This window comes from Arthrobacter sp. Leaf69, assembly GCF_001422645.1.
Lineage (GTDB): Bacteria > Actinomycetota > Actinomycetes > Actinomycetales > Micrococcaceae > Arthrobacter.
In genome coordinates this window covers 339,794-361,819 of the sequence record NZ_LMLR01000010.1, presented here as the reverse complement: position 1 = coordinate 361,819, position 22,026 = coordinate 339,794, and the positions used below count along the sequence as shown (strand labels likewise).

General features: G+C 69.3%; 18 protein-coding genes. 11 read left to right on the top strand and 7 right to left on the bottom strand.

Annotated elements, in window-relative coordinates; genetic code table 11:
- The first annotated feature begins 118 nt into the window (after positions 1 to 118).
- The 5 genes from ASE96_RS06960 to ASE96_RS06940 all read left to right on the top strand — a co-directional run bounded on the left by ASE96_RS06960 (position 119) and on the right by ASE96_RS06940 (position 6,306).
- Positions 119 to 958 carry an IclR family transcriptional regulator gene (locus tag ASE96_RS06960; protein WP_056427930.1) on the top strand — a complete coding sequence of 280 codons (840 nt, stop codon included), beginning with the start codon at positions 119 to 121 and terminating at the stop codon, positions 956 to 958.
- A gap of 217 nt (positions 959 to 1,175) precedes the next feature.
- Entirely contained in the window at positions 1,176 to 2,894 is a 1,719-nt protein-coding gene (locus tag ASE96_RS06955) for a urocanate hydratase (protein ID WP_056427927.1), read from the top strand.
- An 8-nt stretch (positions 2,895 to 2,902) separates the two neighbouring features.
- On the top strand, positions 2,903 to 4,495 hold the full coding sequence (gene hutH, locus ASE96_RS06950) for a histidine ammonia-lyase (RefSeq protein WP_056427923.1): 1,593 nt from the start codon (positions 2,903 to 2,905) through the stop codon (positions 4,493 to 4,495).
- A gap of 151 nt (positions 4,496 to 4,646) precedes the next feature.
- Positions 4,647 to 4,889 (top strand): hypothetical protein, encoded by a 243-nt coding sequence (locus ASE96_RS06945; protein WP_056427919.1) that lies wholly within the window; start codon positions 4,647 to 4,649, stop codon positions 4,887 to 4,889.
- A gap of 112 nt (positions 4,890 to 5,001) precedes the next feature.
- Positions 5,002 to 6,306 (top strand): cation:proton antiporter, encoded by a 1,305-nt coding sequence (locus ASE96_RS06940; RefSeq protein ID WP_056427916.1) that lies wholly within the window; start codon positions 5,002 to 5,004, stop codon positions 6,304 to 6,306.
- A 22-nt stretch (positions 6,307 to 6,328) separates the two neighbouring features.
- On the opposite strand, the gene hutG is transcribed toward ASE96_RS06940, so the two are convergent.
- Positions 6,329 to 7,333 carry a formimidoylglutamase gene (hutG, locus tag ASE96_RS06935; RefSeq protein ID WP_056427914.1) on the bottom strand — a complete coding sequence of 335 codons (1,005 nt, stop codon included), beginning with the start codon at positions 7,331 to 7,333 and terminating at the stop codon, positions 6,329 to 6,331.
- A 158-nt stretch (positions 7,334 to 7,491) separates the two neighbouring features.
- Entirely contained in the window at positions 7,492 to 8,934 is a 1,443-nt protein-coding gene (locus ASE96_RS06930) for an NCS2 family permease (RefSeq protein ID WP_056427911.1), read from the bottom strand.
- A 121-nt stretch (positions 8,935 to 9,055) separates the two neighbouring features.
- Between ASE96_RS06930 and ASE96_RS06925 the strand changes: the two genes are divergently transcribed.
- Entirely contained in the window at positions 9,056 to 9,649 is a 594-nt protein-coding gene (locus ASE96_RS06925) for a copper resistance CopC family protein (RefSeq protein ID WP_056427908.1), read from the top strand.
- A gap of 105 nt (positions 9,650 to 9,754) precedes the next feature.
- Here ASE96_RS06925 and ASE96_RS06920 read toward each other — a convergent pair whose 3' ends face one another.
- Positions 9,755 to 10,381: a hypothetical protein gene (locus ASE96_RS06920; protein ID WP_056427905.1), complete on the bottom strand. Its 627-nt coding sequence runs from the start codon at positions 10,379 to 10,381 to the stop codon at positions 9,755 to 9,757.
- A 428-nt stretch (positions 10,382 to 10,809) separates the two neighbouring features.
- Here ASE96_RS06920 and ASE96_RS06915 point away from each other — a divergent pair, with 428 nt between their 5' ends.
- The 5 genes from ASE96_RS06915 to ASE96_RS06895 all read left to right on the top strand — a co-directional run bounded on the left by ASE96_RS06915 (position 10,810) and on the right by ASE96_RS06895 (position 17,879).
- Positions 10,810 to 11,847, top strand: a complete 1,038-nt coding sequence (locus ASE96_RS06915) for a universal stress protein (protein ID WP_056427902.1) — start codon at positions 10,810 to 10,812, stop codon at positions 11,845 to 11,847.
- A 151-nt stretch (positions 11,848 to 11,998) separates the two neighbouring features.
- Positions 11,999 to 14,740 (top strand): PEP/pyruvate-binding domain-containing protein, encoded by a 2,742-nt coding sequence (locus ASE96_RS06910; RefSeq protein WP_082492658.1) that lies wholly within the window; start codon positions 11,999 to 12,001, stop codon positions 14,738 to 14,740.
- A gap of 25 nt (positions 14,741 to 14,765) precedes the next feature.
- Positions 14,766 to 15,929, top strand: coding sequence for a LolA family protein (locus ASE96_RS06905; protein ID WP_056427900.1), 1,164 nt, complete (start codon positions 14,766 to 14,768; stop codon positions 15,927 to 15,929).
- Between the two features lie 29 nt (positions 15,930 to 15,958).
- Complete coding sequence (locus ASE96_RS06900) at positions 15,959 to 16,972, top strand: ABC transporter ATP-binding protein (RefSeq protein WP_056427897.1); 1,014 nt, start codon at positions 15,959 to 15,961, stop codon at positions 16,970 to 16,972.
- A 106-nt stretch (positions 16,973 to 17,078) separates the two neighbouring features.
- Positions 17,079 to 17,879, top strand: coding sequence for an ABC transporter permease (locus ASE96_RS06895; protein WP_056427894.1), 801 nt, complete (start codon positions 17,079 to 17,081; stop codon positions 17,877 to 17,879).
- 48 nt (positions 17,880 to 17,927) lie between these two features.
- Here ASE96_RS06895 and ASE96_RS06890 read toward each other — a convergent pair whose 3' ends face one another.
- From ASE96_RS06890 to ASE96_RS06875, 4 genes are all read right to left on the bottom strand, one after another.
- On the bottom strand, positions 17,928 to 19,403 hold the full coding sequence (locus ASE96_RS06890; protein ID WP_056429237.1) for a C40 family peptidase: 1,476 nt from the start codon (positions 19,401 to 19,403) through the stop codon (positions 17,928 to 17,930).
- 218 nt (positions 19,404 to 19,621) lie between these two features.
- Complete coding sequence (locus ASE96_RS06885; protein WP_056427891.1) at positions 19,622 to 20,542, bottom strand: cation diffusion facilitator family transporter; 921 nt, start codon at positions 20,540 to 20,542, stop codon at positions 19,622 to 19,624.
- A 10-nt stretch (positions 20,543 to 20,552) separates the two neighbouring features.
- Positions 20,553 to 20,999 carry a metallopeptidase family protein gene (locus ASE96_RS06880; RefSeq protein WP_056427889.1) on the bottom strand — a complete coding sequence of 149 codons (447 nt, stop codon included), beginning with the start codon at positions 20,997 to 20,999 and terminating at the stop codon, positions 20,553 to 20,555.
- A 20-nt stretch (positions 21,000 to 21,019) separates the two neighbouring features.
- Positions 21,020 to 22,003, bottom strand: a complete 984-nt coding sequence (locus ASE96_RS06875) for a DMT family transporter (protein ID WP_056427886.1) — start codon at positions 22,001 to 22,003, stop codon at positions 21,020 to 21,022.
- Positions 22,004 to 22,026: the final 23 nt, after the last annotated feature.

Genomic DNA, 22,026 nt, shown 5'->3' with positions numbered 1-22,026 from the left:
GGGACGACACTATGTCCGGGATTCCAGACAATTCGAGGCGGTCCGGGCCGTCCGGAGGCGCGGTCCGGGCGCATGCTTAAGTACGGGATACCGGACACCGCGCCAATGAAGAGGAAACATGCCAGCCACCAGCACCACCCCGCCTTCCACCACAGCGGCGCCACGGGCCGCCCCGGCAAAGGTGGCCTCCAAGGTTCCGGCGGCGGAAAATACCCTGCGCATCCTGAAACTGCTGGCCTCCAAGCGCGGGCCCATGGCGGCGTCGAACATTGCCTCCGCGCTGGGGCTGCCGCGCTCCAGTGTGTACCACCTGCTCGGTGTGATGGAGGCCAACGGATTCGTACTCCATCTTCATGAGGAGCAGCGGTACGGGCTCGGGATCAGTGCCTTCGAGCTCAGCTCGGCCTATTCCCGGCAGGAGCCGCTCTCCCGCCTGGGCCGGCCGATGCTCGCCTCGCTCGTGGACGTGATCGGCGAAAGCGCCCACCTGGCCGTGCTGCACGGCCGTGATGTGCTCTACATCGTGGAGGAGCGGGCGAAGAACCGGCCCTCCCTCGTGACCGACGTCGGGGTCCGGCTCCCGAGCCACCTCACCGCCAGCGGACGGGCTATCCTCGCGGCGCTGCCGAAATCACAGGTCCGGGCACTGTACCCGAATGCGGCGGCCTTCAGCGCCCGGCACGAGACCGAGTCGCCCATCATGAAGTACTCGGCGTTGTCCTCCCACCTGGACCAGGTCCGGCAGCGCGGCTATGCGACCGAACACGGGGAGGTGACGCCGGGCTTCGGCTCGATCGCCGCCGCCGTCACGGACCACGTGGGCTGGCCCACCGCCGCCGTCGCCGTGACTTTCCTTGAGGAGAAGCTGCCGGCGGAGGAGTGGCCCGCCCTCGCCGCGAGGGTCCAGAAGGTCGCCGACGAACTCTCCGTCCGGATCCACGGCCGCCCCTCCGCCTGACCCCTGTCCCTACCCCCGTTGCGCTATCACTTACGGTGCTTGTACCTGCGATTTAGGCACCAAAAGTGATAGCGCAACAGCGGGCGGGGGAGGTGCGTTCGAGGGTCTGGAATCCCGGACAGCACCGGTCTGCAGGCACTGTTTCCGCGGCTACGGACAGGCTTTAGTTGATATAGAACCTCAATCCCAGAACCACCAAGATACAAAGGAGCCCCTCATGGCACCCGCCGATTTCACCACCGGTGCCCGCCCGGTCAAAGCAGCCCGCGGTACCGAGCTCACCGCCAAGAGCTGGCAGACGGAAGCCCCGCTGCGCATGCTCATGAACAACCTCGATCCCGAGGTCGCCGAGCGCCCCGACGACCTGGTGGTCTACGGCGGCACCGGCCGCGCCGTCCGCAGCTGGGCCGCGTTCGACGCCATCACCCGCACCCTGGAAACCATGGAGAAGGACGAGACCCTGCTGGTCCAGTCCGGCAAGCCGGTGGGCGTCTTCCGCACCAACGAATGGGCGCCGCGCGTGCTGCTGGCCAACTCCAACCTCGTCGGCGACTGGGCCACCTGGCCCGAGTTCCGCCGGCTCGAGGCCGAGGGCCTGATGATGTACGGCCAGATGACCGCCGGATCCTGGATCTACATCGGCACGCAGGGCATCCTGCAGGGCACCTTCGAAACCTTCGCCGCGATCGCCCGCAAGCTCACCGGGGACGAGAACGGCACCCTCGCCGGCACCCTGACCCTCACCGGCGGCTGCGGCGGCATGGGCGGCGCGCAGCCGCTGGCCGTCACCTTGAACGACGGCGCCTGCCTGATCGTCGACGTCGACGAAAGCCACCTGCGCCGCCGCGCCGGCAAGCGCTACCTCGACGAGGTGGAGACCGACCTCGACGCCGCCATCGCCAAAGTCCTGAAGGCCAAGGAAGAGCGCCGCGGCTGGTCCGTGGGCTACGTCGGCAACGCCGCCACCGTTTTCCCCGAAATCCTGCGCCGCCACAACGCCGGCGAGCTCACGGTCGACATTGTCACGGACCAGACCTCCGCCCACGACCCGCTGAGCTACCTCCCCGAAGGCATCACCGTGGAGGAATGGCACCGCGAGGCCGCCGCCGACCCGGAGGGCTTCACCAAGAAGGCCCAGGCCTCGATGGCCAAGCACGTCCAGGCCATGGTCGAGTTCCAGGACGCCGGCGCCGAGGTGTTCGACTACGGCAACTCCATCCGCGACGAGGCCCGCAAGGGCGGCTACAACCGCGCCTTCGAGTTCCCCGGCTTCGTCCCGGCCTACATCCGGCCGCTGTTCTGTGAGGGCCTCGGCCCGTTCCGCTGGGTGGCACTCTCCGGCGACCCCGAGGACATCGCGGTCACGGATGCCGCGATCAAAGAACTCTTCCCCGAAAACAAGCACCTCCACCGCTGGATTGACGCCGCGCAGGAACGCGTGGAGTTCGAGGGCCTCCCGGCCCGCATCTGCTGGCTGGGCTACGGCGACCGCGCCAAGGCCGGGCTGCTGTTCAACCAGCTCGTCAAGGAGGGCAAGGTCAAGGCGCCCATCGTGATCGGCCGCGACCACCTCGACTCCGGCTCCGTCGCCTCGCCGTACCGCGAGACCGAGGCCATGGCCGACGGTTCCGACGCGATCGCCGACTGGCCGCTGCTCAACGCCCTGCTCAACACCGCCTCCGGCGCCACCTGGGTCTCCATCCACCACGGCGGCGGCGTCGGCATCGGCCGCTCCATCCACGCCGGCCAGGTGTCCGTCGCGGACGGCACCGACCTCGCCGCGCAGAAGCTCGAACGCCTCCTCACCAACGACCCCGGCATGGGCGTGATCCGCCACGTCGACGCCGGCTACGACCGCGCCGTTGAGGTCGCCAAAGAGCGCGGCGTCCGCATCCCCATGCAGGAGTCCACAGACTCCGCAGAAGCAAAGAAGTAGGAATCACCATGACTCTCACAACCCACGAACCGCTCACCGTCACCCTCGGCTCCAGCGGCGTCACCCCCGACGACGTCGTCGCCGTCGCCCGCCACGACGCCAAGGTGACCATCGCCCAGGACGCCCTCGATGCCGTCGCCAAGGTCCGGGCCCACATCGACGACCTTGCCCACAGCGAGGTCCCGGCCTACGGCATCTCCACCGGTTTCGGGGCGCTGGCCAACCGGCACATCCCCAACGACCTGCGCACCCAGCTGCAGAAGTCGCTGATCCGCAGCCACGCCGCCGGGATGGGCCCGGCCGTGGAACGCGAGGTGGTCCGTGGCATCATGTTCCTGCGCGCCAAGACCCTCGCCTCCGGCCGCACCGGCGTCCGCCCCGTGGTCCTGCAGACCATGGTGGATGTCCTCAACGCCGGCATCACACCCGTGGTCCGCGAATTCGGCTCGCTTGGCTGTTCCGGAGATCTCGCCCCGCTGTCGCACTGCGCCCTGGTCCTGATGGGCGAGGGCGAAGCCGCAGGGCCCGACGGCGTGACCTACGGTGGGCGGGGCGAGGAACCTGTCGCCGCACTGCTCGCCGCGCACGGAATCGAACCCGTCACCCTGGCCGAGAAGGAAGGCCTGGCGCTGGTCAACGGCACCGAGGGCATGCTGGGCATGCTGCTGATGGCCATCGCGGACATCCGCCAGCTGCTCACGACGGCGGACATCACCGCCGCGCTCAGCGTCGAGGCGCTGCTTGGCACCGACCAGGTGTTCCTGCCCGAGCTGCACGCCGCGCTCCGCCCGCACCCGGGCCAGGCGGCCTCCGCGGACAACATGCTCCGGGTCCTCTCCAATTCCCCGATCGTGGCCTCCCACCGGGTCAACGACACCAAGGTCCAGGACGCCTACTCACTGCGCTGCGCACCCCAGGTGGCCGGGGCCGTCCGCGACACCGTGGACCACGCCGCCCTGGTGGCCTCCCGCGAGCTGGCGGCCGCGATCGACAACCCGGTGGTCCTGCCGGACGGCCGCGTCAGCTCAAACGGCAACTTCCACGGCGCCCCCGTGGCGTACGTGCTGGATTTCCTGGCCATCGCCGTCGCGGACCTGAGCTCCATCGCCGAGCGCCGCACCGACCGGATGCTGGACCCGGCCCGCTCGCACGGGCTGCCGGCGTTCCTGGCCGCCGACCCCGGCGTCGACTCCGGCCTGATGATCGCCCAGTACACCCAGGCCGGCCTGGTCTCGGACAACAAACGGCTTGCCGTCCCGGCGTCGGTGGACTCGATCCCGAGCTCCGCGATGCAGGAGGACCATGTCTCGATGGGCTGGCACGCGGCCCGCAAGCTGCGCCGCGCCGTGGAGAACCTGCGCCGCGTCCTGGCGATCGAACTCGTCACCTCGGCGAGGGCGCTTGACATCCGCACCCAGCTCTCCGGCGGCGAACTCGTGCCGGGTCCGGCGGGAACCGCGGTGATCGCGGCGCTACGCGACGTCGTCGACGGTCCGGGAACCGACAGGTTCCTGTCCCCGGAGCTGGAGGCGGCCGACGTCCTCGTTGCCTCGGGCAAGGTCCGGGCGGCAGCCGAATCCGCCGTCGGAAATCTCGCCTGAGGAAAAACAAAATGCAGTTTCGGTGAACAATTCCCGGCGCCCCCGAAATAGTGGGCAACACGGCCAGCGGGGGCGCGGGAACTGTAGTACAAATGGAAAGTCACACCAACGAAGTTGTGACGAAGAACATATACAAAGGGGTAGAAGTTCAATGAAAGCACGCGGGACGGTAATGTCCAGGCGCCTGGCCTTGGCCACGGCGGTTTCCGACTGGCGGAGCCTCAAGGCCGGCGATCGGATCGAAATCCTCAAGCATGCACAGGTTCTGGCGGCCGGTGAGGTCGAAGAAGTCTCACTGAGCGGCAATGTTCTCTGGCTGGTCCCGGCGGAATCGTCCGGCGCTGAGAACGGGCTTTTCCTGAAATCCGACGGCGTGGAGGTGCGGCGCAGCTAGCCGCTCACGGTTTTCGCGCCACACACGCGTATCTTGGTGAAGGGGCGCCGTTCCGCAGGGACGGTGCCCCTATTCATCCCCGGGCATCGGGGTCCGGCAGGAGGCATACGCAGTGTTCGAGGCTCCCAGCATCATCTTCGCAGCGGCGGGCCTGGCCGTCTTCGCCGCCGCACTGTTGCCCAAGCTGTTGCGCAACGCTCCGCTGTCGATGCCGATGGTCTTCCTGGCCGCCGGCATGCTGGCCTTTTCCTTCATCCCGGAGCTGCCGGACCCGGATCCCCTGCAATACGGGGAGTTCACCACGCACCTGACGGAAATCTGCGTCATCATCTCGTTGATGGGCGCCGGCCTGGCCCTTGACCGTCCCGTGGGACGACGCACATGGTCCACCACTTGGCGGATGCTGGGGGTGGCCATGCCGATCTGCATTATCGCCCTGACACTGCTGGGGCTCTGGGCGCTGGGGCTGGGGCTTGGAGCGGCGCTGCTGGTGGCAGCCGCGCTCGCACCGACAGACCCCGTGCTGGCCTCTGAAGTGCAGGTGGGCGAGCCTGCCGACGACGAGGGCGAAACCGAGCGTGGCGAAGACGAAATCCGATTCGGCCTCACCTCCGAGGCAGGCCTGAATGACGGGCTGGCGTTCCCCTTTGTCTACCTGGCCATTGCCATCAGCCTGTTCGGTCCTGCGCCGTCAGAGTGGTTTGTCCCCTGGTTCTTCACCGATGTCCTGTGGCGGATCGGCATGGGCCTGCTGGTCGGCTGGCTGGCAGGGAAAGCGTTGAGCCGGCTGTTCTTCTCTGCCCGTGACAGCGTCCGGCTGTCCAACCACTCCGAGGGCTTTGTGGCGCTGGCAGCGACGTTCCTCGCCTACGGGATAACCGAAATGCTGGAAGGCTATGGGTTCATCGCCGTCTTTGTGTGCGCCGTGACCATCCGGGCCGCGGAACGCACGCACGGCTTCCATCGCGTCATGCACTCCTACGTCGAGCAGCTCGAACGTCTCATGACGGTGGTCATTCTGGTGTTGCTGGGAGGCGCGATAGCCCGGGGTCTGCTGGCCGGCATTGGCTGGCCGGAGATCCTGGTGGCGCTGGCGTTCCTGCTGCTCGTCCGTCCGCTCGCCGGCTGGATCGGCCTGGCCCGGGGCAAGACCGGTCCGCGGGAACGGATTGCCATTGCCTTTTTCGGCATCCGCGGCATCGGCTCGCTGTACTATCTCGCGTACGCGCTCAGCAAAGGTGACTTCAACGCCCAAGCAGAGGAACTGTGGGCGTTCATCGGCCTGGTCGTGGCAATGTCCATCGTGCTGCACGGGGCCACCACTGCTCCCGTCATGAACCGGCTGGACCGGCTCCGCGAACGGAAGGCAGTGCAGCAGCACGGTGACGAGGGCAAGGCGCCCAAAACACCCATTTGACGTTGTGCTGTTGCTGCCTCGGCTACCCCAGCAGCGTATTAATCAGCCGGGCGGCGACCCGCGCGGTCCGGCCGTCGATGTCGAACTCCGGGTTCAGCTCGGCCACATCCAGGTGCAGGAGCTTCCCGCTCGCGGCCACCTGGCGGCAGACGGCGCTGATGACCGGCAGCGGCACACCGAACGCGGCGGGCGCGCTCACACCGGGGGCCACCGAGGCCGGCAGCACGTCCAGGTCGATGGTCAGGTACAGCGCGTCCACCTGCGCCAGGAAAGCCGCCACGAACGTGTGCGCGGCCTCCGCCGAGCAGTCCTCGTCGAGCAGGTAGTCCACGCCAAGGTCCGCGGCGGTGCCGAACAGCGCCCGGGTGTTGGCCGGCTCGGAGATCCCGACGACGGCGTACTTCAGTTCGCGGCCCGCGGCAGCTTCCGCGCGGGCCATCTGCAGGAACGGGGTGCCGGAACTGGGCCGGGCCTCATCGCGGAGGTCAAAGTGGGCGTCCAGGTTCAGCACCCCCACGCGCAGGCCCTCGCGGACCGCCGCCGAACCGGCCACGCCCAGGTAGCTCGCGAACGCGGTCTCGTGCCCGCCGCCCAGCACCACGGGAAGCTGGCCGGCGTCGAGCATGCTGGTGATGGCGAGCCCGGCACGCGCCTGCCCGGCCTCAAGGGCGTCGCCGGTGACGGTGACGTCGCCGGCGTCGTGCAGGTCCCGGCCCAAGTGGAACGCGAGCGGACCGAGGGCGGCACGGATGGCCGCAGGGGCCTCGGCGGCGCCGGGGCGGCCCTTGTTGCGGCGCACCCCGGCGTCGCTGCCGAAGCCGAGAATGACTGCCGGGCGGGAGGAGCCGGTGCGGGCCGAGGGCGTGCCGGGGCCAGCGGACGAGGGGTGCACGGTAGGGGACTGGGCGCCGTGCGGGGCGTACGGGGTGACAGCCTGCCACCAGCGGCGGTGCTCGGGGCCGTCGCCGTCGAACCGTCCGGTCCAAGGCTGCGGCGGGACATCAACGGCGGGCGCGGGAGAAACCATGCCCCTAGCTCACCGCAGCCCGGGCCGGAAAACCAGCCGCGGCGCCGTTGTGCTGTCCGAAATCCCGGAAATCCCGCTTAAACGCCGCCGAGGTGAGACTTCGCGCCCATGGTCTGGACAAACATGGGCGCGAAGTCTCACCTCGGCGATGGGTGGGGTTAGTGCATCCCGAGGGCGGCCTCGATCGGGCCGATCGCGAAGAACAGCAGGAAGGCCGCGGCCACAGCCCACATCAGCGGGTGCACCTCGCGCGCGCGGCCCTGGAAGGTGCGGATCAGGACGAAGGTAATGAAGCCGGCGCCCAGGCCGTTGGCGATCGAGTAGGTGAACGGCATCAGCGTGAAGGTCAGGAAGGCCGGGATCGCGATGCCCAGGTCCTGCCAGTCGATCTTGCCGACCTGGGAAACCATCATGAAGCCGACGATGACGAGCGCCGGGGCCACTGCCTCGAACGGCACGAGGTTGATCAGCGGGGTGAAGAACATGGCCACCAGGAACAGCAGGCCCGTGACGATGGAGGCCAGCCCGGTCCGGGCGCCTTCCCCGATACCCGCGCCGGATTCAACGTAGATCTGGTTCGAGGACACGGAAGCCCCGCCGCCGATGATCGCGCCCAGCGCGTCCACCTGCAGCACGCGGTCAACGTTGGGGATGTTACCGTCCTTGTCGATGCTGCCGGCCTCGGTGGCCAGGCCCACCATGGTGCCCATGGCGTCGAAGAAGATGCTCAGCAGGATCACGAACGCCAGCAGGGTCGCGGCGACAAAGCCCAGGTGCTCGAAGGCGCCGAACAGGTTGGCCTGGCCGATCAGCGACAGGTCCGGGGCTGCCCATTCGGAGAACGCCGGGGCCACCAGGGACCAGCCCTGCGGGTTGTAGGTCTTGCCGTCGAAGCTGGGGCCGATGTGCAGCGTGAATTCCAGGATCACGGACAGGATTGTCGAGGCGACGATGCCGATCAGGATCGCGCCCTTGACCTTGCGGACCACGAGGGCGATGGTGAGGATCAGTCCGAAGATAAAGACGAGGGTGGGCCAGCCCATCAGCTTGCCGTCGAAGCCCAGGCCGACCGGAACGGTGGTGCCGGCGACATCCGGGATGCGGCGCACAAAGCCTGCGTTGACGAGCCCGATCAGGGCGATGAACAGGCCGATGCCGACGACGATCGCCGTCTTCAGACCCTCCGGCACCGCTTTGAAGACCGCAGTCCGGAAACCCGTAAGGACCAGGATCAGCATGGTGATGCCCGAGAGCATCACGAGGCCCATCATGTCCGGCCAGGTCAGGCCGGGGTTGGTGGCCACCGTCACGGCGACAAAGGCGTTGACCCCGAGGCCGGTTGCCATTGCGAAGGGGTGCTTGGCCCACGCGCCCATCAGGATGGTCAGGATGCCGGCGACGAACGCGGTGACGGCGGCGACGGCGGGAAAGCCGAGGGTGGCGCCCGTGGAATCGGGGCCGGAAAGGATCAACGGGTTCAGCACCACGATGTAGCTCATGGCGAAGAACGTGGCGAAGCCTCCGCGGATTTCCCGCGAGAAGTTCGACCCCCGCTCGGATATCTTGAAGTACCGGTCAAGTGCGGAGCCCTGCTTGAGCATTAGGTCTTGCATTAGTCCTCCGGGGGTGATGGGTGTTACCCCAAGCCTATTAGGCGCCCGGCGGCCAACCGTGCGTTTTCGCCTAGTCTGTAAGGAAGACAACACTAGGAGCAGCATTTCCATGCGCCTCATGCGACAGCTTTTGAGTGCCCTCCTGGGCGCCGCAATCTTCACCGCCGCCCTGCTGGGTGCCGTTGCCCCGGCCTCGGCCCACGACGCCGCCGAGTCCACCAGCCCGGCCACCGGCGCCACCGTGGCAACGCCGCCGGAGACGGTGTCGGTCACGTTCAATAAGAACCCTCTCGGGCTCGGTTCGCAGATGCTGGTGAACGATGCCGCCGGCACCAACTGGGCCGACGGCGCGGTGGAGATCGTGGACAACGTGGCCTCGCAGAAGCTCAAGCCGGGGGCGCCGGCCGGGGCCTACACGGTGGTGTGGCGGGTGGTCAGTTCGGACTCGCACCCGATCGAAGGCACCTTCACGTTTACGGCCACCGCGGCAGCGGCAGGCTCGACGGGGGCTGCTGCGGTTCCCACCATGGGAACCGCCCAGCCGGGCATCACCCAGGAACCGACCCAGCCGGCCGACTCCTCCGAGCCTTTCCCGTGGAGCATAGTGATTTTCGTTGGCACGGCGGTCGGCATCGTGATCGCCTTGGGCGTGATGGCCAAGCGCCGGCTCACCTCGGACTCCGGAAGCGACACCAAGAGCTAACAAGTTGCAACGCGGGTTCACTCCGCGCTGGAACCGCCAGCCCCTTGAGGGGCCGTAGATGACCCCGTTGTGGTAGAAAAAGCGGGCTCCTGGCCGGTGCGCAGCCTAGGCCGGCGCGGCGAGGGCATAGCCCCCGGGCAGGACGGCGGGGAAGCCGTCGGGGTAGACCTTGGCGGAGATCGCCTGGCCCACCACCTTGGCCTGGCGCAGCACTTCCTTCGGCGTCGGGGTGATGAGTTCGCCCACGCCCACGAGGTACATCCCGAGGGCGTGCATGGCCGCCATCAGGTTGTGGCCCGCAGCCATGCCGAGCTCCGAGAGCATCCGGCGCAGCTGGCTGTGGGCGCAGCGGGTCAGGACCAGGTGGTCCGCCAGGAGCACACCGCCCGGCGTGCGGACCGCCCACTGCTGGGTGGGTCCGGTGATGCCGGCGTCGAGATGGTCCAGCTGCAGGGCCCTGATGTTGTTCCGCACATCCAGTTTGTGGCTGGAGGCGTAGTTGCGCAGGTGCCGGAGGATCTCGTTGCGTTCCCGCAAGCTGGCGGCGTCGGCCGCATCGCAGCGCTGCAGCGACGAAGTGTTGGCCGGTTGGCCGGCGCCCAGCAGGTCGAGTCCGTCCACAATGATGGAGTCCACGCCGCGCCGCTGCAGCTCGCTCGCGACGGCCAGACCGGACAGGCCGGTGCCGATCACGATGGCGGCGGTCCGCTCGATTCCCCCGGACATTGGCATGCTCGACACTGCAGGGTCCTCCTCGAATGGTGCAAGTCGCGGAGCCGATGCCCCGGACACGTTCTGAAACACGAGTCTCGGTTCAGCAACGCCTCGAAGAATACCTAACATTTCCCGCCTTGGATAGAGCAGATGAAACATTGGCGGCTCCCGGGATTTCCGGGCTTTCCGGGCGGCGCGGCCCGCCAAATCCGCTGGCGCTCAGGACCGCCGGATGGTGTGTAAACACTGCGTAAAACCTGGGTGAAGACCACCCTCCCGGCGGACGTCCGCTCCGCTTGCTTGTTCCCCGCAATCCGAGAATAGTTGGGAAGATCAGGGGTTCGACCCCGCAGATTCTTCGGGCGCATCGCCATTGGACGCTGCACCCGGACTCGTCTGGCAGAATAGCCGCAACATCAGGCAAGAATCGCGAGGAGGCGGACCCCATGGGCCGAGAACAGGTGCATCCGGATCCGGCAGGGGAAGTCCCCGGCGGGTCCGCAGCTCCCCGTGGGATCGTGGTCGGCGTCGACGGTTCAGACCACAGCAAGTGCGCCCTGGTGTGGGCCGCGCGTGAAGCCGAGCGCCGGCGCCGTCCGCTGCACATCGTGACCGCCTATTCCGTTCCGATCTTCGCGGCATCAGGGCTCGACGGCGGGTACGCCACCGTGGATGATTCGGTCATCCGGGAGGGCGCGGAGGCCATCCTGCAGCAGGCCGTGCACAAGGTCGCCGGGTACCTCATCGACGTCGACGCCTCCGTCGAGAACGGCGATGCCTCCGGGGTCCTGCTGGAAATGTCCGAAACTGCCGAACTGCTGGTCTTCGGCACCCGGGGCCGGGGCGGCTTCGTCGGCCGGCTGCTGGGCTCCGTCAGCAGCGCCCTCCCCGCGCACGCCAAGTGCCCCACGGTCACGGTGCCCCTGATCTGCTCGGACCGCCTGGGCGAAACCACCGACGACAAACATGTCCTGGCGGAGCGCGCGAAGTCCGGGCGCGTGCCGGTGGAAAACGTCGTGGTGGTGGGCGTCGACGGCTCCGAACAGGCCCGCGTGGCGGTGCTGGAGGCGGCGGCGCAGGCCGAGCGGCTCTCGGCGCCGTTGCGGGTGGTGTGCGCCGTTCCGCAGTACAGCGGGTCGCTGGCCTGGGTCCCCGCGCCGATGGACCGTGACGCGCTCTTCGCCGACATCAGGGCGCAGCTCGAGGCCGGTACCGCGTGGATCAGGAGCCATTTTCCCCACCTCACGGTGGAGACCCAGCTCGTGGATGGCTCGCCCGTGGACATCCTCGTCGAGGCCAGCAGGCATGTGGAGCTTGTGGTCGTCGGCACCCGCGGCCGCGGCGGGTTCGCCGGGATGCTGCTCGGGTCCACCTCGGACGGCATCCTGCACCACGCCAAGGGCCCCGTCATGGTGGTCCCGGACCGGGACGATCCACGGCTGGCGGACCGGGTCAACTTCGGCCCCATCCTCGGCGACTCGTAGCCCGGAACGGACACCGGGCGGGCGTTGAAGGGAGGGCCGGCGGGTGGAGCAGCTCCCTGGCGCCGGCACGCCAGCGCAGGACCAGCGGCAGGAACCGGGGCGCAAACCCCTGCAGGAACTCGTGCTCCCGCTTGAACTGGTCAGCGCGGAGATGCTTCCCGACGTCGGCGGCAAGGCGGCCAACCTCGGTGAACTGATGCGGGCAGGGCTGCCGGTTCCGGACGGCTTCGTCCTGACCACGCGGGCCTACCGGCGCGCCACCTCGCCGGCCGGACTCGACGCCATCCACACCGCCCTCGCGGCGACCGCCGCCGACGACTTTCCCGGGCTGGCCGGGCTGGCCTCCACCGCCCGCCGGCTGGTCCTCGCCGCCGACGTCCCCGCTGACATTGCCGACGCCGTCCGGGCCGCCTACGCGGCGCTGGGAACGGAAGCGCCTGTGGCGGTGCGCTCGTCCGCAACCGCCGAGGACCTGCCCTTCGCCAGTTTCGCCGGCCAGCAGGACACCGTCCTGAACGTTGTGGGCTTCGACGCCGTCCTGGCGGCGGTCCGGCAGTGCTGGGCCTCGCTCTGGACGGACCGCGCCGTGAGCTACCGTGCCACCCACGGGATCAGCCCCTCGACGGTGTCTCTCGCCGTGGCGGTCCAGCGGATGGTGGACGCTGCCGTGGCGGGTGTCCTGTTCACCGCGAACCCGTTGACGGGAAGGCGGCACGAGGCGGTCGTCGACGCCAGCCCCGGCCTCGGCGAGGCGGTGGTGTCCGGGGCAGTCAACCCGGACCACTTCGTCATCGACAGCGCCACCCAGAAGATTCTTGAGCGCCGAATCGGGAGCAAGGGAGTGGCCATCCGGCCGCTGCCGGGCGGCGGAACCGAACGGGTCGAGCAGTCCGGCTCCGGGTCGCAGCCCTGCCTGGACGATGCCCGCCTTGCGGCCTTGGACCTGCTGGGCCGCCGGGCGGAAATGCATTTCGGCGCGCCGCAGGACCTCGAATGGGCTATCGACGCCGGGGGAATGCCGTGGTTGACGCAGTCGCGGCCCATCACCACCCTCTACCCGCTGCCGGAGCGGCAGCGGGTCCGGGACGGGACGCGGGTCTACCTCTGCTTCAGCCTGGCCCAAGGCCTGACCCGCCCCCTGACCCCGATGGGGCTGGCGGGATTCCGGCTGATTGCCTCGTCCGTGGCACGCGCGGCGCACTTTGACGTCCCGGTGCCCCACGACGGTCCGGGGCCCTACGTCCAGGCGGGCCAGCGCCTCTTCTTCGACCTGACGCCGGTGGTGCGCAGCACCGTTGGACGGGCGGTGGTGCCGCGGGTATTCGACGTCATGGAAGCACGTTCCGCGGCCGTGCTGCGGCGGCTGTTCGACGACCCCCGGTTTTCCGTCACCGTCAGGTCCCCGTGGCAGGTGCTCCGGCACATCGCCCCCGTGGCGGCCCGCGCACGGGTTCCGGAGTCCCTGCTCCGCGCCCTCTTCCGGCCGGAGGCGGCGCTGCGCCGGGCGCAACAATTCGGCGAACGGTTCCGGACTGCCCTGGTGGTGCCCGCCGGGTCAACGCCCGCGCAGCGGCTGGACCATGTGGAGCGCATCCTGGGGCACGAACTCTTTCCGGTGGTACCCAACATCCTGCCGCTGCCCGCGCTGGGGTTTGCCCTGCTGGCAGCCGCCGGAAGGCTGCTGGGAGGCAACGCCGGCCCCGGGGCGCTGCAACCGGTCCTGCGGGGACTTCCCAACAACGTGACCACCGAAATGGACCTGGCCCTGTGGGAACTCGCCGTGGCCATCCGGGCCGACCCCGCAGCGGCCGCAGTCTTCGACGCCGCAGCGTTTGATGACGCAGTATTCGATGGCGCCGCAGCGCATGACGCAGTCGTGCCGGAGTTGGTCCGCCGCTACCGCGCCCGCGGGCTCCCCGCCGTCGTGCAGTCCGGGCTCGCCGGTTTCCTGGGCCGCTACGGCCACCGGGCCGTGGCGGAAATCGATCTGGGGATGCCCCGCTGGTCCGACGACCCGGCCCACATTCTCGGTGTCCTGGCCAATTATCTGCGGCTGGATGATCCCGGCCAGGCGCCGGACCGGCAGTTCAGCAAGGCGGCGCGGGAGGCCGAGGAGCATGTGGCGCGGTTGGCCGCGCTTGCCGGGGAGCGAAGCAGGCTGCGCGGAGCGCTGGTGCGTGCGGCACTGCGGCGCACCCGGATGTTTGCCGGGCTGCGTGAGCTGCCGAAGTACCACATCGTCGAAGCCCTGGCCGCGGTGCGCGGGCAACTCCAGGTCATAGGAGCGGAACTGGCCGGCGCCGGCCGCATCCGGGAGGCGGACGACGTCTTCTTCCTGGACCTGGCCGAGGTCCGCGAAGGCCTCAGCGGGAGGCGGCTGCAGCATCTCGTGGCGCAGCGCCATGAGGACTACGCGCAGGAACTCGGCCGCCGGCACATCCCGCGGGTACTGCTCTCGGACGGAACGGAACCCGAAGCACTGCAGGGGCCCCGGGGCAGGGCGGAGGCCGGACCCGGGGGAGTACTCACGGGCTCTCCAGCGTCGGCGGGCATCGTGACGGCCGCGGCCCGAGTCATCCTGGAACCGCGGGGTGCGCGTCTGGAGCCCGGCGAGATCCTGGTGGCGCCATCCACGGATCCTGGCTGGACGCCGCTGTTCCTCACCGCAGGCGGGCTGGTCATGGAAATGGGCGGGCCCAACTCGCACGGCGCCGTCGTCGCCCGGGAGTACGGAATCCCCGCGGTGGTCGGCGTCCCCGACGCCACCTCGCGGATCGTCACCGGGCAGAACATCACGATCGACGGCGCCGCCGGCACCGTCGTGCCGGACGCCGGGCCGATTGCCGGGGCGGGGATGAATCGTGACCCTTCCAGGCGTACTGTTGAACCATGAGCTGCAAGGTTGGAGCGCGGTCGCAATGACGCGCAGATGGCTGCGTTGGATGCCCGCCGTGGCGGTGCCTGCCGTGATCGCGGCCGGTGTCCTGTCCGGGTCCCTCCCCGCCAGCGCCGGGGACCCGCTGCCGGAGAAGACGCCGCAACAGGTGCTGCTGATGATCGCCCAGCACGGCGAGAAATCCCTGTCCGGGACGCTGGAACAAAGCTCCGAGATCGGTCTGCCGGAACTTCCGAAGACCGGGCCCGGCGCGGGGTCCGCGGAGACCGCGTGGCTGGAGCTGCTGACCGGCCCGCACACGGCCCGCGTCTACCTTGACGGGCCCGGCAAGGCGCGGGTGCAGATCATGGACCGGATGGCCGAACGGAACGCGGTCCGGAACGGCGACGAGCTTTGGTTCTACAACTCCAAGGACAATACCGCCGCCCACGCCCAGCTTCCTGCCGATGCTGCCGGCCGCCATGAAGCCCGCCCCGGAGCCGTGGCGACGCCTGAAGACCTGGCTGACAAGCTCCTCGCCAAGCTCGACGCGAGCACTGAGGTGACCGTCGGCCCGGACGTCCAGGTCGCCGGACGGGCAGCCTACAATCTGGTGCTCACCCCCGCGTCCGAGGTCACCCTGGTGGATTCGGTCGCCATCGCGGTCGACGGCGCCAGCGGACTTCCGCTCGGCGTCGAAGTGAAGGCCCGCGGACAGGCCGAGCCGGCGTTCAGCGTCGCCTTCACTGCTCTCACGCTTGAAACCCCGGATTCCGCCATCTTCAATTTCACCCCGCCGCCCGGGGCCACCGTCAAAGAGATCCCACTGCCGGCGCATCACGAAAAAGCCGCCGTGCCGCCGTCGGACCCGGCCGCAGCGAAGACCGCGAAGCGGCCCACCGTCACCGGAACCGGCTGGGAATCCGTGCTGGAGTTCCCCGCAGGAACCGCAGCACTTCCTGGCCAGATCCCGCCGCAGACCGAGGTTCAGGACCCCGCGGCCGCCAACCCGCTGCAGCCTGACTCCTCCGTCGCGGCAGGAACCTCGTCCGGCGCCGCCGCGCTGCTGGAACAGGCCGCTGTAGCCGTGCCGGGCGGACGGCTGGTGTCCACGTCGCTGGTGAATGTCCTGATCCTCGACGACGGGCGTATCCTCGCCGGTTCCGTGCCCTTGGAGCGGCTGCAGGCCGCCGCCACGCAGCGGTGACCGCCCCGTGACCGCCCCGTGACCGCCGCGTGACCGCCGCCGGGCCGGCGACGGAACCGTACGCGACGGACCTGTGCATCGAGACCACCGGCCTCAGCAAGCGCTTCGGCCACCAGCTAGCCGTCGACGGCGTCGACCTGGCCGTGCCAAGGGGATCCGTCTTCGGCTTCCTGGGCCCCAACGGCTCCGGGAAAACCACCACCATCCGGCTCATGCTCGGCCTCGCTGCGGCCAGCAGCGGCTCGGTCCGGCTCCTCGGCCAGGAAATGCCGGGGCAACTGCGCGAGGTGCTGCCGCGCGTGGGCGCCCTGGTCGAGGGGCCGGCCTTCTACCCCTTCCTCTCCGGCGCGGCCAACCTGCACCGCTTCGACGCCGCGGACCCGCGTGCTCCCGCCGCCACCCGGAAGGCCCGGGTCCGGTCGGCGCTGGAGCGGGTGGGGCTGACGCATGCCGCGGACAAGAAAGTGCGGGCCTACTCGCTGGGCATGAAGCAGCGGCTGGGCATCGCCAACGCACTGTTGGCCCCCCGCGAACTCCTGGTCCTGGATGAACCCACGAACGGACTGGATCCGCAGGGCACCCGGGAGGTCCGCAGCCTGGTGCGCTCGCTCGCGGCGGACGGCGCCACCGTGTTCGTCTCCAGCCACCTGCTGGCCGAGGTGGAACAGATCTGCACACACGCGGCCATCATGAGCGCGGGCCGGCTGGTGGCCCAGGGGACTCTCGCGGAGTTGCGCCAGGACGGACAGGCCCGCATCCGGGTGCTGACGCCCGACGCCGGCGCCGCGGCCGAGGTGCTGGCCCGGCTGGGCCTGAGCGCGGCGGTGAGCGTCCCCGGTTCCAACGGCGCCGGGGACGTGCTCTACGCGCCTCTTCCGGCCGGGGTACCTCCCGCGGGGGCTGACGGGGCGGTGGCACCGGAGGCGGTGGTGGCCGCCCTGGTGGCGGCAGGTGTCCGGGTCCGCGGTTTCGCGACCGAGCAGGTCAGCCTGGAGGAGCGTTTTGTGGCGCTGACGGGGGAGGGCTTCGACGTTGTCCAGTGAAAAATCCAGTCCCAGTGTCATCTCCGGTGCTGGTGTCAGCCCCGGCCACACCCCAGGAGGCGCCCCCGCTGCGGAGACCGTCCGGCGGGGCGGCCAGAGCCGCGGCTTGCTGGCGTCCGAACTCGGTGTGCTGTTCCGGCGCCGCCGTACCTGGGCCATGCTGTGCGCGCTGGCGGCCATCCCCATCCTGATTGCCGTGGCGGTGCGGGTGTCCTCCGCGGTGCCGCCCGGCCGGGGTCCGGCGTTCCTGGACCGGATCACCCAGAACGGTTTGTTTGTTGGCGTGACCGCCATGCTGGTCTCCGTTCCGCTGTTCCTGCCGCTGACCGTGGGTGTGGTGGCGGGCGACACCGTGGCCGGCGAGGCCGGGCAGGGAACCCTGCGGTACCTGCTGGTCGCGCCTGCGGGCAGGGTCAGGCTGCTGCTCGTGAAATACGCCGGTGCGGTGGCGTTCGCCGTCGCGGCGCCGCTCGTGGTGGCGCTGGTCGGGGCCGCGATCGGAGCGGCCCTCTTCCCGGTGGGACCGGTCACCCTGCTCTCCGGGGACTCGATCGGGGCGTCGGAGGCGATGCTGCGGCTCCTGTTGATTGCCGCCTACCTTGCCGTCTCCCTGATGGGCCTCTCGGCGATCGGGCTCTTTATGTCCACGCTCACGGACGTGCCTGTGGGGGCGATGGCGTCCACTGTCGTGCTCGCGGTGGTGTCGCAGGTCCTCGACGCGCTGCCACAGCTGGAGTGGCTGCACCCGTGGCTCTTCAGCCACTACTGGCTGGACTTCGCGGACCTGCTTCGCCAGCCGGTCGCCTGGGATTCCTTCCTGACGAACTCGCTGCTGCAGGGCGGCTACGTCGCCGTTTTCGGTGCGCTCGCCTACGGCAGGTTCATCACGAAGGACGTGCTTTCCTAGGGGAGGGTTCCCGGCAGGAGCCGGTCAGATGTATGCGGCGGGAACGGCTCAGTATCGGGCCGCGACGGGGTGGAGCTGCATCCCGGACATGGACGCAAGGTCCGTCACGGTGATTCCGGCGTCTTCGTTCAGTGCCTGGACCACGCGGCCGCCGCCGAGGTAGATCGCCACGTGGTAGAAACCCGGTGCCGATCCCCAGACCAGCAAGTCGCCCGGCCGGGCCTGGGAGAGCGGAACGTGCACGGGCGCCTGGGCGAACTGCTGGGACGCCGTGCGCGGCAGGTATTTTCCGGCTGCGGCGAAAGCGTTCTGCACCAGGCCGGAGCAGTCGAAGCCGCGGGCGCCCGTTCCGCCGTACTGGTAGAAATAGGGCGCGCCGACCTTGCCGTGAGCCACCGAGATCGCTGTTTGGTTGGATCCGCCAGGAGCAGGAGCAGGAGCAGGAGCAGGAGCAGGAGCAGGAGCAGGAGCAGGAGCAGGAGCCGGCGCGGGCTGAGGTGCCGGTGCAGGAGCGGGGACGGCGGGCGCGGATGGCGCCGGCGCGGGAACGGGTGCGCCCGGCGGCGCCGGAGCGGGCGCGGCGGGTGCCTGCGGACCCTGGTTTCCCGGGGCGGGGTCCCCGGCGTCCGGAAGGGTGCCGGGCCGGGGCTCCGGCCGCGGGCCGGGCGCCTGACCCTGGCCCTGCGCGGCGGCTGCCGTTACTGCCGCCAGCCGGTCCTGCTGGCGCTGCCGCTCCAGGGCATCCACGCGGGCCGATTCCAACGCAACGGTGGTGTTCTTGAGGGTCGCCAGCTGGTCCACCAGCACGGTGCGCTGCGCCCTGGCCGTGGACACGGCCTCCCGCTGGGCGTCGCTGGCGCGCTGGGCGTCGAGCTTGCGTTCCTCCGCTGTCTGCGCGGCCTCATCGGCAGCCCGGTTTGCATCCGCGGCGGCGGCCGTCAGCGAATCAGCTGCCACTGCCGCTGTTTCCGCCGACTGGAAAGCCCGGGAACGGCCGGCGGTCACGGCCTCCAAGGTGGCGGCCTGCTGCAGGGCATTGCCGCTGCCGCTGACAAAGCTGCTCAGCGCGGGATTCAGCCCGCCGTTGCGGTACAGATCGCCGGCGAGCTGGCCGATCTGCTTGCGCGTCTTCTCCTGCTCCTCCCCGGCCGACGAAGCCCTGGCGGCGGCAACTTCAGCGGCGTCGCGCCGGAGCTGGAGTTCCACGAGCGCCTCGCCGTACGCATTGTTGGCCTGCAGGGAAGCCTCGAGGCTGGCGTCCTGGGCCGCCGACGCGTCAGCCAGCAGCCCGTCAATGGCGGCGACCTGCGCCGCCGTCGCGCTTTCACTGGACTTGGCGGCGGCAATCTCGTCCGGAGATGGAACGTCCTGAACAGCCGGGACCTGAACAGCCGGGACCTGAACAGCCGGGACCTGTGCAGCCTTCGCCGGCGGCGCGGCGTGCGCGGGCACGGCCAGTGTTCCCAGGAGTACGACGGCGGCGCACAGCACGGCCGTCTTTCGGCCGGAACCGGTCCAAGTCATGGTCAAACCCTCGCTGCAGATATCGGGCTGGAGCGGGCAAGCGTGGATGCCGGCGCGTGGAAACGCCCGGCTGATCCCCCAGCACGGTCGAGGCTACGTGCCAATGGCCACTTTGGCAACACTGGTCACATCAATAACATAAACAACAAGAATGTCATTTGGTCACACGTTGGCGGGGTGTGTCGCCCGGCGCCGCGGACATTCCGTGCGTTCCGCGCCTAGGCGTGCTGGTGTGATTCGTGCTCCGCGTGGGAGGCCGGTTCCAGCTGGAAGGTGCAGTGCTCCGTGTCGAAATGCGAGCCCAGGCAGCTGACGAGTTTGTCCAGGACCTGGTCTGCGCCGCGGGCGCCCAGGGCTGCATCCTCCACCACCACATGGGCGGAAAACACCGGTACACCGGAGGTGATGGTCCAGATATGGATGTCGTGCACGGACGCCACACCCTCCACGGCAAGGATGTGCTCGCGGATCAGCTGCACGTCCACACCCTTGGGGGTCGCCTCGAGCAGTACATCCACCACATCGCGGAGCAGGTGCCAGGCCCGGGGCAGGATCATCAGCGCAATCACGATCGAAGCGATGTTGTCCGCCGACTGGAACCCCGTGACCATAATGACCACTGCGGCGGCGATGACCGCGAAGGAGCCGAGCAGATCGCCCAGGACCTCGAGGTAGGCGCCCCGGACGTTCAGGCTTTCCTTCTGCGCACCGCGCAGGATCAGCAGCGACACGAGGTTGGCGACGGCGCCCAGAACGGCCGCGTAGAGCATCACGTCGGTCTGGACCTCGGGAGCGGAGCCAATCCGGCGGATGGCCTCCGTGAAGATGACCACCGAGATGACCATCAGCACCAGGGCGTTGGCCAGGGCGGCCAGCACTTCGGCGCGCTGGTAGCCGTAGGTGCGCTGGTCGCTCGCGGGCCGGGAGGCGATCCAGGCGGCCAGAAGGGCGATAAAGACGCCGGCCGCGTCGGACAGCATGTGGCCGGCATCGGCCAGCAGGGCCAGGGACCCCGAAATCAGGGCTCCGACGATCTGGATCAGGACGACGGCGAGGGTGATGGCCAGGACCGCGACCAGGCGCTTGCGGTGCTTCCCGGTCGCGGTAATCCCGTGCGAGTGGCTGTGGTCGTGTCCCATGCCTACAAGGCTAGCCCCAGCCGAGCTCGTGCAGCCGGTCGTCGCTGATGCCGAAGTGGTGCGCGATCTCGTGGACCACGGTGATCGTCACTTCCTCGATCACGTCCTCGCGCGACTCGCAGATGTCCAGGATCGGCTGGCGGTAGATGGTGATGCGGTCCGGCAGGGAGCCGGCGTCCCACCAGGAGTCCCGTTCGGTCAGGGGCACGCCTTCGTAGAGTCCCAGCAGCACGGTGTCGGGGTCCTCGCCCGGCTGCGGTGTGTAGTCGTCCTCGATGAAGATGGCCACGTTGTTCATGGTCTGCGCCAGCTCCGGTGGGATCCGGTCCAGGGCGTCGCTGACGGCGGCTTCGAAATCCGGTTCGGACATCGGGAACGGGGCATGACTGTCGCCCTCGTCGCCGTCATCCGCGCCGTCCGGAATGATGGGCAGGCCTGGCGGCAAGGAAGCGGGCATAGCTGAACTCTAGCGCCGAATCAGCGGGACCGGCGCCGGGTCAGCCCCACCCCCACCAGGCAGATGACACCGCCGACGAGGCCCCAGACGGTGGGGATCTCGCCGAGCACCAGCCAGGAGATCAGGATCGTGGTGCCGGGCACGAGGTAGGTGGTGGCCGCGAGCCGGCCGGCGTCGATCAGGGACAGTGCGTAGGCCCAGGTGGTGAACGCGATCGCAGTCGGGAAGATGCCGAGGTAGACGAGCCCCAGCGTCGCCGGCAGCGGGGCCGCCTGCAGCTCGGAGACCAGCTGGCCGCTGAAGGGCAGGCAGCAGAGCGCGCCGACCATGATTCCGTACCAGGTGGCCTGGGCGGCGGGGAACTTTCGCAGGACGGGCTTCTGCACGATCACACTCACCGCGGCGAGGGCAGCCGCCAGCAGGCACAGCAGCACCCCGGCGACGTCCGCCGTGGACCGCTGCCCGGACCCGAGCGCGATCACGGCGACGCCGGCGAACGCGACAAGGCTGCCGATGATCAGCCAGCGGGGGAAGCCCTCCTTGAGGATCACCCCGGCCATGATGGCCACCAGGATCGGGTTGACGTTGATCAGCAGGGCGGCCGTGCCGGCGTCGAGCAGGTGTTCGGCGGCGTTCAGGGCGACGTTGTAGCCGCCGAACCACATGACACCGTAGGCCAGGATGGGCCACCATTCGCGGCCCCGGGGGAGGTTGGGGTTCTTCCGGATCTGCGGCAGCACCACCAGGCCCAGTACGACGGCGGCAATCGCTAGCCGGCCCAGGGTCAGGGAGCCGGGGGAGAAGCTGGGCCCCACGGCCCGGATGCCCACAAAGGCGGACGCCCACAGCACGACGGTGACCACCACGGCGGCGATGCCGAGGCGGCTGATCTGGGCCGGGGGGAGGGGCTGTTTTGCGGAGCGGGTGGCGGGCGGCACGTCGTGGGTGCGGCCCGGGCGTGCGCTGTCCGGTTGGGGGGAGCCTGTCTGGGCGGTTGTTGCCATGATGCCAATCTAGCCGGTGCGGC

Coding starts and splice junctions, on each gene's coding strand:
- ASE96_RS06880 (WP_056427889.1), bottom strand. CDS start 20,999: ATGCCCGCTTCCTTGCCGCCAGGCCTGCCCATCATTCCGGACGGCGCG.
- ASE96_RS06875 (WP_056427886.1), bottom strand. CDS start 22,003: ATGGCAACAACCGCCCAGACAGGCTCCCCCCAACCGGACAGCGCACGC.
- ASE96_RS06905 (WP_056427900.1), top strand. CDS start 14,766: ATGACGCGCAGATGGCTGCGTTGGATGCCCGCCGTGGCGGTGCCTGCC.
- ASE96_RS06960 (WP_056427930.1), top strand. CDS start 119: ATGCCAGCCACCAGCACCACCCCGCCTTCCACCACAGCGGCGCCACGG.
- ASE96_RS06925 (WP_056427908.1), top strand. CDS start 9,056: ATGCGCCTCATGCGACAGCTTTTGAGTGCCCTCCTGGGCGCCGCAATC.
- ASE96_RS06955 (WP_056427927.1), top strand. CDS start 1,176: ATGGCACCCGCCGATTTCACCACCGGTGCCCGCCCGGTCAAAGCAGCC.
- ASE96_RS06890 (WP_056429237.1), bottom strand. CDS start 19,403: ATGACTTGGACCGGTTCCGGCCGAAAGACGGCCGTGCTGTGCGCCGCC.
- hutH (WP_056427923.1), top strand. CDS start 2,903: ATGACTCTCACAACCCACGAACCGCTCACCGTCACCCTCGGCTCCAGC.
- ASE96_RS06930 (WP_056427911.1), bottom strand. CDS start 8,934: ATGCTCAAGCAGGGCTCCGCACTTGACCGGTACTTCAAGATATCCGAG.
- ASE96_RS06915 (WP_056427902.1), top strand. CDS start 10,810: ATGGGCCGAGAACAGGTGCATCCGGATCCGGCAGGGGAAGTCCCCGGC.
- hutG (WP_056427914.1), bottom strand. CDS start 7,333: ATGGTTTCTCCCGCGCCCGCCGTTGATGTCCCGCCGCAGCCTTGGACC.
- ASE96_RS06920 (WP_056427905.1), bottom strand. CDS start 10,381: ATGCCAATGTCCGGGGGAATCGAGCGGACCGCCGCCATCGTGATCGGC.
- ASE96_RS06910 (WP_082492658.1), top strand. CDS start 11,999: ATGCTTCCCGACGTCGGCGGCAAGGCGGCCAACCTCGGTGAACTGATG.
- ASE96_RS06885 (WP_056427891.1), bottom strand. CDS start 20,542: ATGGGACACGACCACAGCCACTCGCACGGGATTACCGCGACCGGGAAG.
- ASE96_RS06945 (WP_056427919.1), top strand. CDS start 4,647: ATGAAAGCACGCGGGACGGTAATGTCCAGGCGCCTGGCCTTGGCCACG.